The organism is Streptomyces sp. JLBG701 (assembly GCF_058544905.1).
This window is the reverse complement of sequence record NZ_CM178588.1, coordinates 2,834,435-2,849,286: the sequence shown is the minus strand read 5'-3', so window position 1 is coordinate 2,849,286 and position 14,852 is coordinate 2,834,435. Positions and strand designations below refer to the sequence as shown.

The 14,852-nt window shown below is 70.3% G+C and carries 14 protein-coding genes; 10 read left to right on the top strand and 4 right to left on the bottom strand.

Going from position 1 to position 14,852, the window contains the following annotated elements; translation table 11 throughout:
• The first annotated feature begins 100 nt into the window (after positions 1–100).
• The 5 genes from AC5DRG_RS13015 (at position 101) to AC5DRG_RS12995 (ending at position 2,750) form a co-directional block, all read left to right on the top strand.
• Positions 101–235, top strand: a complete 135-nt coding sequence (locus tag AC5DRG_RS13015) for a hypothetical protein (RefSeq protein WP_491810381.1) — start codon at positions 101–103, stop codon at positions 233–235.
• Positions 232–918: a hypothetical protein gene (locus tag AC5DRG_RS13010; RefSeq protein WP_491810379.1), complete on the top strand. Its 687-nt coding sequence runs from the start codon at positions 232–234 to the stop codon at positions 916–918. Before AC5DRG_RS13015 ends, AC5DRG_RS13010 begins: the two co-directional genes overlap by 4 nt.
• Positions 919–969: 51 nt before the next feature.
• Positions 970–1,299 (top strand): DUF3618 domain-containing protein, encoded by a 330-nt coding sequence (locus AC5DRG_RS13005; protein ID WP_491810377.1) that lies wholly within the window; start codon positions 970–972, stop codon positions 1,297–1,299.
• Between the two features lie 99 nt (positions 1,300–1,398).
• Positions 1,399–2,007, top strand: coding sequence for an ArsR/SmtB family transcription factor (locus AC5DRG_RS13000; RefSeq protein ID WP_491810375.1), 609 nt, complete (start codon positions 1,399–1,401; stop codon positions 2,005–2,007).
• A gap of 14 nt (positions 2,008–2,021) precedes the next feature.
• Positions 2,022–2,750: an SRPBCC family protein gene (locus AC5DRG_RS12995; RefSeq protein WP_491810374.1), complete on the top strand. Its 729-nt coding sequence runs from the start codon at positions 2,022–2,024 to the stop codon at positions 2,748–2,750.
• A 34-nt stretch (positions 2,751–2,784) separates the two neighbouring features.
• Here the strand turns inward: AC5DRG_RS12995 and AC5DRG_RS12990 are convergent, their stop codons facing one another.
• Entirely contained in the window at positions 2,785–4,608 is a 1,824-nt protein-coding gene (locus AC5DRG_RS12990) for a DUF8508 domain-containing protein (RefSeq protein WP_491810372.1), read from the bottom strand.
• Between the two features lie 348 nt (positions 4,609–4,956).
• Between AC5DRG_RS12990 and AC5DRG_RS12985 the strand changes: the two genes are divergently transcribed.
• Complete coding sequence (locus tag AC5DRG_RS12985; RefSeq protein ID WP_491810370.1) at positions 4,957–6,393, top strand: hypothetical protein; 1,437 nt, start codon at positions 4,957–4,959, stop codon at positions 6,391–6,393.
• Between the two features lie 232 nt (positions 6,394–6,625).
• Complete coding sequence (locus AC5DRG_RS12980; RefSeq protein ID WP_491810368.1) at positions 6,626–8,080, top strand: alkaline phosphatase PhoX; 1,455 nt, start codon at positions 6,626–6,628, stop codon at positions 8,078–8,080.
• A gap of 3 nt (positions 8,081–8,083) precedes the next feature.
• Here AC5DRG_RS12980 and AC5DRG_RS12975 read toward each other — a convergent pair whose 3' ends face one another.
• Complete coding sequence (locus AC5DRG_RS12975) at positions 8,084–9,508, bottom strand: hypothetical protein (RefSeq protein ID WP_491810366.1); 1,425 nt, start codon at positions 9,506–9,508, stop codon at positions 8,084–8,086.
• Positions 9,509–9,710: 202 nt separating this feature from the next.
• Between AC5DRG_RS12975 and AC5DRG_RS12970 the strand changes: the two genes are divergently transcribed.
• Complete coding sequence (locus AC5DRG_RS12970) at positions 9,711–10,358, top strand: GntR family transcriptional regulator (RefSeq protein ID WP_491810364.1); 648 nt, start codon at positions 9,711–9,713, stop codon at positions 10,356–10,358.
• A gap of 20 nt (positions 10,359–10,378) precedes the next feature.
• The gene (locus AC5DRG_RS12965; protein WP_491810362.1) at positions 10,379–11,407 is read left to right on the top strand and encodes a 1-aminocyclopropane-1-carboxylate deaminase; all 1,029 of its coding nucleotides are present in this window, start codon (positions 10,379–10,381) and stop codon (positions 11,405–11,407) included.
• Here the strand turns inward: AC5DRG_RS12965 and AC5DRG_RS12960 are convergent.
• On the bottom strand, positions 11,404–12,846 hold the full coding sequence (locus tag AC5DRG_RS12960) for an MFS transporter (RefSeq protein WP_491810360.1): 1,443 nt from the start codon (positions 12,844–12,846) through the stop codon (positions 11,404–11,406). The two genes, AC5DRG_RS12965 and AC5DRG_RS12960, sit on opposite strands and share 4 nt — an antisense overlap.
• A gap of 137 nt (positions 12,847–12,983) precedes the next feature.
• Here AC5DRG_RS12960 and AC5DRG_RS12955 point away from each other — a divergent pair, with 137 nt between their 5' ends.
• A complete protein-coding gene (locus tag AC5DRG_RS12955) occupies positions 12,984–13,562 on the top strand; it encodes a TetR/AcrR family transcriptional regulator (protein WP_491810359.1) in 579 nt (192 codons plus the stop codon).
• 49 nt (positions 13,563–13,611) lie between these two features.
• Here AC5DRG_RS12955 and AC5DRG_RS12950 read toward each other — a convergent pair whose 3' ends face one another.
• Positions 13,612–14,808: a TerD family protein gene (locus AC5DRG_RS12950; protein ID WP_491810357.1), complete on the bottom strand. Its 1,197-nt coding sequence runs from the start codon at positions 14,806–14,808 to the stop codon at positions 13,612–13,614.
• Positions 14,809–14,852: the final 44 nt, after the last annotated feature.

Sequence of the window (14,852 nt, the reverse complement as noted above, 5' to 3'; positions counted from 1 at the left end):
AAGTGGGGCTCTCGGCGTGCGGCAGGCCCTATGTCCAATTCGGCCCCTCATGGGTCACCATGGCCGGGACGGTCATCGACCCCTGGTCATGGGAGGCGTCATGAAGCTCGGCAAGGCACTGGCCACCGGAGTCGCGGAAGAACAGCCGCAGGTCCATGAGGAAGAACCCGGACTCGAACTCCCTGAAGAGATCAAGGAACTGAAGGCCCCCGAAGAGGTTCCGGCGGCCCGATGAGGCTGCGGCTTCCCGAGGAACGCCCGACGGAGCCGCCGACCGGATACAAGATCGCCCACCCGGTGCTGTCCCAGGACGGCACCCGGGCCGGGTTCACCGGTGTGTCGCTGGGCGGCGCGCTGCCGTACGGAGTCCTGGACGACGCCCACTGTGTCTACGGCCTGCGGCACCGGGCACCGCACCGCCGCTGCGACTGCGGCTTCCACTGCGTCCACGACCGTACGACAGCCGAGGGGCTGCTCTGCACGGCCGAGCACCGGGCGGCCGTCCTGCTCGAAGTCTCCGTCCTCGGCGCCTACATCCGCTTCGAGCTCGGTTTCCGCTATGCCCGCCAGCGGGTGCGCACGGCGACCGTCGGGCCATGCGCGTGCGGCGCGACGGCGGTGGCCCTCGCCGACGCCGGCTGGGGCCGGCCCGGCTGGCGCGGCCTGGCCGCCTCCTGCGCGGGCTGCGTCCGCGGCCGTACGACGGTGTCGCTCGCCGGATTCGCCCGGCTGGCCGGAGACAGGCTGCGAGTGGTGGCGGGCGGTGCCGCAGGGGCTGGGGTGGCGCCGGTGGCCGACGGGCTCGGCGTGCCCGAACTCGTCGCGGAGGCAGCCCTGTTGCAGGCCCGGCTCGACTGGTTCCAGACCCAGCTGGCCCGCCTCGGCGAGCACGGAACCGGCGGCGGCCCCCAGGGATAGCCGAGGTCGGGCCGGGTACCCGGGTGTCCTCGACCGGGAAGGGGCACACCGATGGCGGATACGAGGAGCAGCGGGGTCAAGGGGCCCGATGAGCTGCGGCGGCAGTTCGAGGAGATCAAGACGCAACTCGGTGACGCCGTCGCGGGGTTGGCGGCCAAGGCCGACATGAAGGGGCGGGCGCAGGCCCGGGCGGCGGACCTCAGGGACAAGGCCGGCGCGATGACCGTACAACTGCGCAGCAGCGCCGGGCAGGCGGGCGACGTCGGGAGGCGACACCCCGGACCGGCGCTGGTCGCGGGCGCCGCGGGCGTGGTCGTAGCGGCCGGGTTGCTGCGACACCGGCGCAACGGGCGCCGGAGGCGGTGCCAAGGGGCTTCGTAGCGCCTCCCCTGCTCTCGTCCCCGAGTGGCAGCCGTCCGTCCACTCACCGAAAACTCCAGCCTCCTGGACAAATAAATTGTTCGGTGGGATCGTGGAGTCATGTTGGACGTGACCGTGATCGAGGACCCCGAGGCCGCCGCCGTCTCCCTGGACCCGACCAGGGCCCGGCTGCTCGCCGAGCTGGCGGCCGGGCCGGCGTCGGCCGCCATGCTGGCCGGCCGGGTCGGGCTTCCCCGGCAGAAGGTGAACTACCACCTCAAGGCGCTGGAGCGGCATGGTCTGGTCGAGCTGGCGGGGGAGCGGCGCAAGGGCAATGTCACCGAGCGGCTGATGCGCGCGACCGCCGCGTCGTACGTCATCTCGCCGCTCGCGCTCGCCTCCGTGCAGCCGGACCCGGACCGCTTCCGCGACCAGCTGTCCGCACGCTGGCTGCTGGCGCTCGGCGCCCGACTGGTGCGGGACGTCGGCTCGTTGATCACCGGCGCGACCAAGGCCCGCAAGGGGCTGGCGACTTACGCGCTCGACGGTGAGCTGCGCTTTGCCTCGGCCGCCGAACGAGCCGCGTTCATCCAGGAGTTGACGGCCGGGGTGAGCGCGCTGATCCGCAAGTACGACGCCCCGGACGCCGAGGGCGGTCGGGACCACCGGATCGTCGTGGCCGTCCATCCCACGCTCAAGCCCACTCCCCAGGAAATCGAGCAGGACTAGTCAGGAGTTCCACCATGTCCAAGGAATTCGAGATCGCCCGCGAGTTCGAGGTCGATGCCACACCCGAGGAGGTGTGGGAGGCGATCACCACCGGGACCGGCGGGTATCTGTGGCCGATGGAGCCGCCCGAGCCCCGGGTCGGCGGCAAGGGGCCCTTCGGGTCCACGGTCACCGCCTGGGACCCGCCGCACCGCTACATCAACCGTGTCGAGGACGTCGAGGGGATCTCCGAGCAGACCCTCAACCAGCTCGACTACACCGTCGAACCCCGCGACGACGGCCGACGGGCCTGGGTACGGTACGTGCACAGCGGCGTCTTCGTCGACGACTGGGACAACCAGTACGACGGCGCCGCCAAGCACACCGACTTCTACCTGCACACCCTGCGCGAGTACCTCACTCACTTCGCGCCCCGGCCGGCCGCCTTCGCCACCTTCGACGGGCCCGACGCCTCGAAGGCCCCGGACGCCCTCGCCGTCGTAGGGCGGGCGCTCGGTGTCGGGGAGGACGTGGCCGTGGGAACGCGGGTGACGGTCACAGGGCCCGACGAGTTCGACGCCGTGGTCGACTTCCGCAACCCGTACTTCATCGGGCTGCGCACGGACCGGGGCCTCACCCGTGTCTTCGGGCGCAACCACTGGGGTTACCCGGTCGGCATCTCCCTGCACGACTTCACACCCGGCACCGACATCAAGGAGTGCGAAACCGCCTGGCAGGGCTGGCTGAACGCGGTGTTCGGCTGAGCGGCCTGTTCAACCAGCCCCTGTGCGGCCCGAGTTACGGGCGGAACCGCAGCACCTGCGGGTCGTGGTCGCTGATCTGGTCGTTGAACTCCGAGTTGACGTGCACGCTGTCGTAGTCGAAGTCGCAGCTCTTGCGGATCGACGGGCTGATCAGGATCTGGTCCAGAACCTGCTGGTTGCCCTGATAGTCGTAGGTGTAACGCTCGCTCTTCGGCAGCGACTTGATCGCCGAGAACAGCTCGCCGTCGCCTTCGAGGATCTTCGTGGTGTCGGAGAACTCGAAGTCGTTGATATCGCCGAGCGTGATGACGTCCGCGTTCTTCTGCGCGGCGAGGAGCTCCTTGACGAAGGTGTTCACCGCCGTCGCCTGGAGGTGACGCTGGGTCTCCGAGCTGCGCACCACCGGCTGGTACTGCGAGGTCAGACCCTGGTCACCACCCTTGGAGTTGAAGTGGTTGGCGATCACGAAGACCGTCTTGCCGCGGAAGACGAACTCGCCGGCCAGCGGCTTGCGGCTGGTCGTCCAGGCCGCGTTGGCCGGGTCGATACGGCCGGGCGAAGCGGTCAGCTGGGCCTTGCCGTTGACCTTCGTGACACCGACCGCAGTGGTGGCGTCGCCGCCCGCGCGGTCGGTGAAGGAGACCCGCTCCGGGTTGAACAGGAACACCTGGCGGATGTTGCCGCCCGGCTCGCCGCCGTCGGTGTTGTTGGTCGGGTCGATCGAGCGCCAGTCGTACGCCGGGCCGCCCGCCGCGACGATCGCGTCGATCAGCTTCTGCACCGTCACGTCGGCGGCGACCGTGCCGTCGTTCGTCGTGCCGTTGTTGTCCTGGATCTCCTCCAGGGACACGATGTCCGGCGACTGCAGATTGTTCACGATCGCGGCGGCGTGCTCCTCGAACGTGGCGTCCGACGGGTCGAGGTTCTCGACGTTGTACGTCGCCACCGCGAGCTCGCTCCGGGACTGCTTGCGGGTCGTCTCCCGCTCCAGGCCGCCGCTCTTGAGCGTGCCGAGCTGGGTGGCCACCAGGGTGTAGCCGCCGTACTGGTTGTAGTCCAGCGGGCCCGCGGTGGTGCCCGTCAGGGTATCGCCGACGTTCGCGGTCGGGAAGTCGGCGACCGCGGCGAGCGACTGGATCTGCAGGCGTCCGGTGTTCTGCGAGGTGTACGAGCCGTAGACCGTGCCGCCGCGCCGGTTGGCGTTCTCGCGCGGCTTCACCGTCACCCACAGCTCGGTGTACGGGTCGGTGGCGGTGACCACGCGGGCGTCGGCGACCTGGACGTTCATGCCCTCAAGGGACTCGTAGTGGTCCAGGGCGTACCTCGCCGGCTCCAGCGTCAGACCGTTGATCGAGCCGCTCGCGGCCGTGTCGCCGGCCGGGGTGTAGGCGGCGGGCACCGACTTGGCGTCCACGACCGTGGCGGCCGGGACCGTGTTGCCGCTGGAGACCACGGTGATCACCGGCTTGGTGATCTCTGTGACCGCCTGGTTGCCGGTCGAGGCGCCGCCCGGGACGTACTCCGTGACCGTGCCCGAGACCAGGACCGAGTCGCCGACGGCGACCTTCGGCGTGGAGCTGGTGAAGACGAACACGCCCTCGCTGGTGGCCGGGTCGGCGTCCGGGTTCGGGTCCTGGATCCAGAAACCGCGGGAACCGTAGGTCCGCACACCCGTGACGATTCCGGCCACATCCGTGACCGCCGTGCCCGCGAGCGGGGATATCCGGGTGGTGCCCTGGATGTCATGAATGCGCACCGTGTCGGCGTGCGCGGGCGTGGTCAGCACCACGGCGGAGGCCGCGGAACAAACGGCGGCGACGGTGAGCGCGGCGAGGCGCGCGGAAGACTTGCTCGGCAACGGGATCCCTCCGGGGACATGCATGAGTGCCGGGACGAGGGTGAACGGGTGGAACAAAGTGTGGAACGCAACCGGTGGGGCGGTGGCGACGCGCGTAGACCTCCGGGTGAGGACCACCTGTGCGGGAGGCAGGAGCTACCCATGAGTGTCTACGCGCGTCAATCTCGTGCCTGGCCAGGCCAGTTGTCAAGGTTTCGGCCATGTACAGCCCCCTGCGGGGAGATGAACCGGGCGGCATGGGTGGATATCCGTCTAGGCTGAGCGGCTGAGCCGTACGGTGGCCCGAGGGCTGTCGTACGGCGTCCAGGTGGTCGTACGGCCTTCGAGGCGCCCGAGGAGAACCAACCGATGTCAGACAGCTCCCCACTGCCGCCGGTGCGGCTGCACTCCGAAGCGGAGCTGGCGAGGGACGCGCTCGCCACGCCCCTGCTGTCGCGGGCGGCCCTGCTCGCCCGCTGGGCCGGTCCTGACACCCGGGTCGACGCCGGGGGCGGGCTGATCGAGGAGCAGCTGGCGGACGCCGCCGAGGTGCTCGGGCTGAGCGGGGACGAGGCCGCCGCCTACGCGAGCGAGGCCTGGCGGGTCGCCGTCGACACCGGGCTCGTCGAGGTCGTCGACGAGGACGAAGGGACCGTCGCGGCAGGCGAGGACCTCTCGTTGCTCACCACCGGTTCGCCGCACGACGTGCTCGCGGTGTGGCTCGGCGCGCTGGAGACCGTGGTCGCCGACGCGGGCGTGCCCGACCTCGACGACCTGGCCGACGCGATGGACCAGGGCGGCGAGATCGACTTCTCGTCCCTCGACTGGGACCCGGAGGCGGAGGCGACCTTCCTCGACGGAGTCCTGGGCAACCTCTACCTGCTGACGGCGGGCGAGGACAGCTCCGGCGACGGCACGGTCCCGCTGCCCGCGCTGGCCGCCTCGATGCTCGTGCCCCGCGACATGGGGGAGCCCACCAACGACGTGCTGGAGCAGGTGTCCGACGCGATGATGCGGCTGGACGACCAGTTCCGGATGCTGGAGCCGATCGGCCTCGTGGCCTACCAGCCGGTGGACGAGGCGCTCATGGCCGACCTCGACGACTCCGGCGAGGACGTCACCGCGCCGATCGACGAGACCGACGTCTCCCGCTACGGCATGGTGCGCCTCACCCCGCTCGGCATCTACGGGCTGCGGGCGCGGCTCCTGGAGGCCGGGTTGGAGGCGCCCGCGGTCGGCGACCTCGCGGACAAGGGGGCGGACGCGCTGCTCGACGGGACGTCGGGATTCCCGCCGGCCGCCGCCCAGGCCGAGACCGAGCAGTGGCTGGCGCGCCGTCAGCCCCTTGACGCGGCAAGGGAGTTGCTGGCGGCGGCCCGTGGCGGGGACACCGGTGCGCCTCTGCGCCGGCTGCGCTGCCAGCAGGCGCTGTCCCTGGTCGGCGGCGAGGCCGAACCGGCGCTGCGCGAGGTGCTCGACGACGCCGAGTTGGGCGGGCTCGCCCGGGTCTGGCTGAGCGAGCACGGGGCGGCCGATGTGCCGGTGCCCTCGCAGGAGATGGTCTTCTGGCTGACCGTCGACACGGTCGCCGCCCAGCTCGCCGCCGAGGGCAACTCGGACGAACTCCAGGCCCTCGTCGAGGGGTTGGCGCAGCAGCACGGCGGATTCTTCGCGGCGGCGTGGCGGGTGGAGCACCCGGCGACCGCGGATGTGCTGGAGGCGATGGGGCGGCTGCATCCGGACAAGAAGATCGCGAAGGAAGCCAGGAAGGCGGCCTTCAAGGCGCGGTCGCAGCAAGGGGGTTGAAGTCGGCCACCCAATGTCCGGTATGGCGGATCTTAAGGCTTTCCTCCGTGAATCACGATACTGCTGATGATCTGTTACTCGTTGACCTTCTTTATGGAGAGGGGGCGGATTCACGGAAGCGGGTCCGGTGAAGTCGCGTGGTGTTCAACTCCCGTTCAGTCGTGGGCGGGACCGTGGCGCCGAACCGAGGTCCGCCACCCTCCACGGCACACCCACCGTCACAGGAGACACCATGTCGCTCACCCGCAGGGACTTCGCCAGAAAATCCGCGATCACCGGTGCCGGTGTCGCGCTGGCGGGCAGCGCCGGCGTCCTGGCCACCGCCCCGAACGCCCTCGCGTCAACGGACACCGAGACCGCCGAGGACGAGGTCGAAGCGCTCGGCGGAAACGGCGGAGTCGGCTACGGACCGCTGATCCCCGACCCCGACGGCATCCTCGCGCTGCCCGCCGGGTTCAAGTACCGCGTCATCACCTACAGCGGCAAGACCAGGCTGGAGTCCGGCGAGTTCACCCCGTCCAACCACGACGGCACGTCCACCTTCGACGGCCCCCGCGGCGCGACCCTCCTGGTCAACAACCACGAGCTGGCCGGCCCCCGCGCCAACTGGCCCCACCCGGTGCCGCTCATCGACGGCCTGGTCTACGACCCGGCCGCGGCCGGCGGCTGCACGGTCGTCGAGGTCCGCCCCGGCGGCCACGTCGCCGAGTGGGTCGGCATCGCGGGCACCGCCACCAACTGCGCCGGCGGCAACACCCCTTGGGGCACCTGGCTCACCTGCGAGGAGACCGAGGACAAGACCGGCACCAACGGCTTCACCAAGGACCACGGCTACGTCTTCGAGGTCGACCCCGAGGACCGCCGCGCCAACAAGAACCCCAAGCCCATCAAGGCACTCGGCCGCTACGCCCACGAGGCCGTCGTAGTCGACCCCAAGCGCGGCCACCTCTACCTCACCGAGGACGCGTCCAACCCCAACGGCCTGCTCTACCGCTGGACCCCGCCGGAGGACTTCCACCACGGCCGCGGCAAGCTGCGCACCCTCGCCGACGACGCGGGCGTCCTGCAGGCCTTCAAGTGCTTCGACTCCGGAGGCCAGTTCGTCGACGACCTCTCCCGCGCCACCAAGATCGGCACGGTGTACGGCGTCGACTGGGTGGACGTGCCGGACCGCGACGCGAAGACCACCTCCGTCCGCAAGCAGTTCACCACCGGCCAGGTCACCCGCGCCCGCAAGCTGGAGGGCATGTGGTGGGGCGACGGCGGCACGTACGTCGTCTCCTCGTACGCCCGCACCGAGAGCCCCGGCGCGCAGCACGATGGCGCGGTCTGGTTCTACGACCCCAAGCGCCGCACCCTGACGCTGAAGGTCCTCATCGGCGTCAACCCCGACCCCTCCGTCGACGGCGCCTTCGACGGCCCCGACAACATCACCGTCTCCCCCTACGGCGGCCTCGTCATCGCCGAGGACGGCGAGGGCATCCAGCACCTCTTCGGCGCGACCGACAGCGGCCGCACCTACCCGATCGCCCGCAACGAACTGAACCAGGGCACCGCGGACGCGCCCGAGTACAGCGAGTTCACCGGCGTCACCTTCTCGCCCGACGGAAAGACGCTCTACGCCAACATCCAGACGCCCGGCATCATGCTGGCGATCACTGGGCCCTGGAAGCGGCAGCGACGCTGACCGTCACCGACCGGGTCCCAGCCGCTCGTCGGTGGGGAAGAGCAGATGTTCCGCGGCGATCCTGACGAGCGGCACCTCGCGCCCCAGGGCGGGCTCGTCGGTGTACGGGCTGTACCGGTCGCCGGACTCCTTGCTGTGCGTGATCGCGCACCGGATCTGGTAAATGCGCTCTGCGGCGCGCTCCCTGAGAACCGCCTGCCCGGCCGGGTCACCGGCACGGCCCAAGTCCAGGTGCGGCACCTGGGCGAAGGGAACCGTGCCGGTGGCGAAGTGATCGGCCGCGCCCAGGACATACCGGTCCAGGTCGGCGCCGAGCGCACCGATGTCGAGATGCCTGTCCAACACCGCCTTCAGGCCTCGGACCTCAGTGAGGGCGAGATCCTCGGTGCGCTCGCCGAGGACGCTGGCGGCCGGTTTGGCGGCCTTGCGGATGCTGTCCGCGGGGCGCTCCAGCACGCCGCCCGCGGCTTCGACCCGTCGGCGCAGTGCCTGGAACCACTCCTCCTCCATGCTGTACTCCAGCACCTGGTAATAGCCCATGAAGGCCGCGAAGGGATCGGTCGCCGAGATGGCCCGGAGATAGCGCTGGGACAGCTCTTCCTGGACCTCGGGCGCCGGGCCCAGCAGTCGGTCGCCCGTGAATCCGGTCGCCGTGCCCTGACCGATCGCCTCCACGAACTCCTCTGCCCTCAGCGGCAGTTGGCGGATCAGCCGAGGCTGGGACGACCCGTCGAGGCGGTTTACGTCGAGTACCGGTACGAGCACCACGTCGCTCTCGTAGGCCAGCCGCACCCGGAATGCCGTCGCCACCTGCTCCAGTTCGGCGAGGTCGATGCCGGGCGGGCCGTCGAGCCGCAATGAGCACAGCCGGGGCTCGGCCGTCACGCCGAGCAGCCGCTGCGCCGAGATCGGGGCGACGGCGCCTTCGGTCAGCCCCTTGCGCCGCTCCTGCTCGATGAGGTGAGCGAGCGTCCGCTGACGGTCGAACACCGACAGACGCTCCATCCCGGAGCGCCTCAGCGCGAGCCGCAGCAGTAGGGGGAGCGAGGGTGGACCGACCGTGACCGTGCACGTTCCCTTCGGCGTCGGCACCTCGTACACCATGACTGTGCCTTCTGGGGCGCGCAGCACCTCATGCTGTGTCTCGTCACGGACGAGCAGTTCCAGGCCGGCCGGTTGGACGATCTGTGTCTCGGGGCGTTCCCGTGAGTCCATCAGCGTTCGCGCCAGCGCGGCGATCGCGTCGAAGTCCGCCTCCGCGTGCCACTCCGCGAGCGGCCGGTCGTCGAAGGACAGGTACTTCTCCCGGAGTATCTCGTCCATCTCGGCGTCGCCCGAGCCACCGCGCAGAAGGCTCGCCCCAAACTCGAAGACGACCCGCCGCCCGCCCTCGTCCCTCGGTTCGTAGTCGCTGAACAAGTTGCTCATGAGGCCGACGATCGCCGAGGCGACCTCCTCGACGTCGGTTAACGACGACAGTTCACCGAAGGTGTTCCGCCCGCGCCTCCGGTGACGGCTGGTCCCTCTGTTCCATCTGCCCCCCTCTGGCATGACGGACCGCACTATCGGTGCGGACCCCGCTCTCTTCCTTGAGATTGACATCTAACATTTCAGTTCTATTATTCGGTTCATGGAAGCCCTACGACCCGTCCGCCGCACCCTGCTCAGGGACCGCGCCTACGAGGCGATCCGGGACGCCATCGTGGCCGGGGAGATCGAGCCCGGCGCGGTGGTGCGGGACGCCGATCTCGCCGAGCGGCTCGGGCTGTCCCGGGCGCCCGTGCGGGAGGCCTTCGCCCGGCTCGTGGACGAGGGGCTGCTGGAAAGCAAGCCGCAGAGCTACACCCGGGTGACCCCGGTCGTGGCCGCCGAGGTGCGGGACGCCGCGGCCGTGGTCGGGGCCATGCACGAGCTGGCCACCCGGGTCGCCGTGCCCCTCCTGCGGGACACCGACGTGGACGTGATGCGCGCGGCCAACGACCGCTTCGCCACCGCCGTGCACGCCGGAGACGTGGACGCCGCGCTGCGCGCCGACGACGAACTGCACGACGTCCTGGTCCGCGCCAGCGGCAACCGTGCCGCCGCGGCCACCGTCGCCCGCTACACCCCGCTCATCCGCCGGCTGGAGCGCCGCCGCTTCGGCGAGGGCGGCAACTGTCGTTCGGCCGGCCTGCACGAGCGGCTCATCGACGCCTGTGCCGGCGGTGACGTGGACGAAGCGGTCCGCGTGACGGCGGAGATCTGGCGGGGACTCGAAGGCCTCGCCGACCCCGACTGACCCGTGTCCTGGGAGGACCCATGTCCCTTGCCCCTTCCGTTTCCTCGTACGACCGCTACCCCCTCCTCTTCGGTCCCTCGCCCGTGCATCCGCTGGAGCGGCTCACGAAGCACCTCGGCGGCGCCTCCCTCTGGGCCAAGCGGGAGGACTGCAACTCCGGTGTCGCGTACGGCGGGAACAAGACGCGCAAGCTGGAGTACCTGATCGCCGACGCCCTCGCGCAGGGCTGCGACACGCTCGTGTCGATCGGCGGGGTGCAGTCCAACCACACCCGTCAGGTCGCGGCCTGCGCCGCACGTGCCGGGCTGAAGTGCGTGCTGATCCAGGAGAGTTGGGTGGAGTGGCCCGACTCCGTGTACGACAAGGTCGGCAACATCCTGATCAGCCGCCTCGCCGGTGCCGACATACGGCTGGTGAAGGCCGGGTTCGGCATCGGCTTCAAGGAGAGCTGGGAGCAGGCGCTGCGGGAGGTCGAGGAGAGCGGCGGCAAGCCGTACGCCATCCCGGCCGGCGCCTCCGACCACCCGCTCGGCGGCCTCGGTTTCGCCAACTGGGCCCACGAAGTCGCCGAGCAGGAGCGGGAGTCGGGCGTCTTCTTCGATACCGTGGTGGTGTGCTCGGTGACCGGGTCGACCCAGGCCGGCATGGTCGCCGGGTTCAAGGCGATCGAGGAGGCGGGCGGGCGCGAGCGGCGCGTGCTCGGCATCGACGCGTCGGCGAAGCCCGCCGAGACCCGCGAGCAGGTGGCCCGTATCGCGCAGGGGACCGGCCGGCTCATCGGTGTCAAGCGGGAGTTGACCGTCGACGACATCGAACTGGACGACCGCTACCACGCCGGGATCTACGGCATCCCGGACGAGACCACCCTGGAGGCGATGCGCCTCGCCGCCCGCACCGAGGGCATGGTCACCGATCCCGTGTACGAGGGCAAGTCGATGGCCGGGATGGTCGATCTCGTCTCACGTGGCGAGATCGACCGGGACTCCACCGTGCTCTACGCCCACCTCGGCGGACAGCCCGCGCTGAACGCGTACAGCGCGCTGTTCTAGGCAGCCTTCCCGGTCCTCCTGCCGGTTATCACGAACGCCGAGACCAGCAGCGCGGTCAGGGCGATCAGCGCGCCGACGCCGAACGCGCGGGCCGAGCCGTGGACGAGGATGTCGGACGGCGATCCGGTCGCGTGCCGGGTCGCCGTACCGAAGACCGTGACCAGGATGGACAGGCCGAGGGTGCCGCCCAGCCACTGCAGGGTCTGGAGGAGGCCGGACGCCGCTCCCGCCTCGTGGGGCTCGATACCCGCGAGGATCGTCGCGTTGAGGGGCATGAAGCTGAGTCCGACGCCCACGCCCATCAGGAGGAGCGGGCCGAGGAGGCCGGTCAAGTAGCCGTCGCCGGGCCGCAGTTGCCACAGCCATGTGGCCGATACGACGAGCAGGGCCATGCCGGTGAGCAGCACCGGTTTGGCGCCGAGGCGGGCCAGCAGCCGGGGTACGACGCGGACGACCGTGAACATCGCCAGGGTCATCGGCAGGAAGGCGAAGCCCGCGCGCAACGGGCTGTAGTCCAGGACCCGTTGGCTGATCAGGGTGAGGAAGTAGAACGCGCCGAACATGCCCGCCGGCAGCAGCAGGACGCCCGCGTAACCGCCCGCCCGGTTGCGGTCGGCGAACAGGCGCAGCGGCATGATCGGCTGGCCGGCGCGGGACTCGATGAGGGTGAAGCCCGCCAACAGGGCCACCGCCGCGCTGAATCCGAGCTGTGCCTGGAGGTCTCCCCAGCCGTCCGACGAGACCCGGATGAACGCGTACACCAGCGAGGTCGTCCCAGCGGTGCCGGTGAGCGCGCCCGCCGCGTCGAATTGGCCCGCGTGGCGCGGGGTCTCGGCGACGAAGCGGGGGAGGGCGGCGGCCACGGCGATGCCGATCGGCACGTTGATCAGCAGGGCCCAGCGCCAGGACGCCCAGGAGGTGAGCATCCCGCCGAGGACCAGGCCTGTCGAGGCGCCGATGCCCGCCATGGAGGTGTAGATGCCGAGGGCGTGGTGCCGGCGCGGGCCCTCCGGGAAGTTGGTGGTGATCAGCGCGAGTGTGCTGGGCGCGGTGAGCGCGGCGCCCACGCCCTGGAGCGCGCGGGCCGCGAGCAGCCAGGCGCTGTCGGTGGCGAGGCCGCCGAGCAGGGAGGACAGGGCGAAGAGCAGGACGCCGATCGTGAGCGTACGGCGGCGGCCGATGATGTCTCCGGTCCGGCCGCCCAGCAGGAGCAGTCCGCCGAAGCTGAGCGTGTAGGCGTTGAGGACCCAGGACAGGCCGGTGGGGCTGAAGCCGAGGTCCTTCTGGATGTCCGGCAGCGCGACGTTGACGACGGTGGAGTCGACGCCGACCATCAGATAGGCGGTCACGATCACGAAGAGGACGGTGCCGAGCCTGGCGGGTCCGGGCGGCGCGGAGGGAGTATCGGGGGTGGTGGACGGTGCGGACGGGGTGGACATGGAGTTCTCCCGGTCTGGCGTCCCCGGGTGAGAGGCGTGCGGGCAGCACGGACTGCCCGCACAGGTAAGCGGGGACTGTCTCCGTTTAGTACTCGGTAAGATACGGAGAGGGTCCCCGGTTCGCAAGGAGTTTCTGGATGACGCAGGTCAGACCCATGCGCGCGGATGCCCGGCGCAACTACGAGCGGCTGCTGAAGGTGGCGGCGGAGGCCTTCGCCGAGCATGGGGAGAACGCGTCGCTCGACGACATCGCCAAGCGCGCGGGTGTCGGGTCGGGCACGCTGTACCGGCACTTCCCGACCCGGCAGGCGCTGCTGGAGGCGGCCTACGTCGAACGGATCGAGGCGCTCGCGTCCCGCGCGGACGAGATCGCGAAGGAACTCCCGCCCGGCGAGGCGCTGGTCGAGTGGCTGTACTGGGTCGGCCTCGGCATGATTCAAGTGCGCGGCATGAAAGCCCTGTTGGGCTCGGCCGTCACCGATGGCAGCCAGGCCGCGCTCACGGCATGCGCCGGCTCCATGAAGGGGGCGGCGCAGCGGCTGGTCGAGGCGGCGCAGCGGGAGGGGACCCTGCGGCAGGACATCGAGCCGATCGAGATTCTGCGGCTGGCCCACGGGGTGTCCACGGCTTCCGAACTGGCGGACGGCCAGGGGAAGTTCATCCGCCGCTATCTGTCCCTGCTGACAGATGGGCTACGGCCCTTGACCGGGGACTGAAACGCCGGGCGCCCCCCGAAAGGGGCGCCCGCAGCGGTCGTACGGCTGCTTATAGCGCTTGGGCTGCCGGCTTCACCATGCCCCGCACCGTACGGGACTTGACGAAGTCGCCCATCGCCGTCATCTCCCACTCGCCGGAGAACTGCTTGATCAGTTTCGCCATGATGACGCCGGTCTGGGGTTCGGCGCTGGTCAGGTCGAAGCGGACCAGTTCCTCGCCGGTGGCTGCGTCCAGGAGGCGGCAGTAGGCCTTGGCGACCTCGGTGAACTTCTGGCCGGAGAAGGAGTTGACCGTGAAGACCAGGCCGGTGGCTTCCTGGGGGATGCGGCCGAGGTCGACCACGATGACCTCGTCGTCGCCCCCGCCCTCGCCGGTGAGGTTGTCGCCGGAGTGCTTGATCGCGCCGTTGAGGATGGACAGCTTGCCGAAGTAGCAGCTGTCGATGTGGTTGCGCTGCGGACCGTAGGCGATGACCGAGGCGTCCAGGTCGATGTCCTTGCCGCGGAACGCAGGCTCCCAGCCGAGGCCCATCTTGACCTGGGAGAGGAGCGGGCGGCCGCCCTTGACCAGGGACACGGTCTGGTTCTTCTGGAGGCTGACCCGGCCCTTGTCGAGGTTGATCTTTCCCGCGCCGAGGGTGGGGGCGGGCGGGGCCGGAGGTGCGGGGGGCGGCGGCGGGGTGACCGGGGTGTGGGTGACCGGCGGCTGCGTGATGGGTGCGGGCGGGGCGACCGGCTGCTGGGGTGCGGGCGGCTCGTCCACCGAGACGCCGAAGTCCGTGGCGATACCCGCCAGGCCGTTGGCGTATCCCTGGCCCACCGCGCGGGCCTTCCAGGCGCCGTTGCGCAGGTAGATCTCCACGATCACCAGTGCGGTTTCGGTGCCGAGCTGTGGGGGCGTGAACGTGGCCAGGACCGAGTTGTCGGCCGTGTTGCGGATCGTGGCTGTCGGTTCGATGCCCTGGAAGGTCTGGCCGGTGGCGTCCGGGCTTGCCGTGACGATGATCTTCTCGATGCCAGGGGGGACGGTGCCGGTGTCGACGATGATCGCGTCGGGGGCGGTGCCGCCGCCGGAGCGGTAGGTGACACCGGGGCCGGTGGGCTGGTTGTAGAAGATGAAGTCGTCGTCGGAGCGCACCTTGCCGTCGGCGGTGAGCAGCAGGCCCGATACGTCGAGCCGCACCGGGGCGGCGACGTCCACCGTCACGCTCGCGGCGGAGAGAGGGATGTTCGAGCCGGGGGTCATAGCTGTCATGGTCAGTGAACGAGCGATGGCGTTTTACCGTTCCC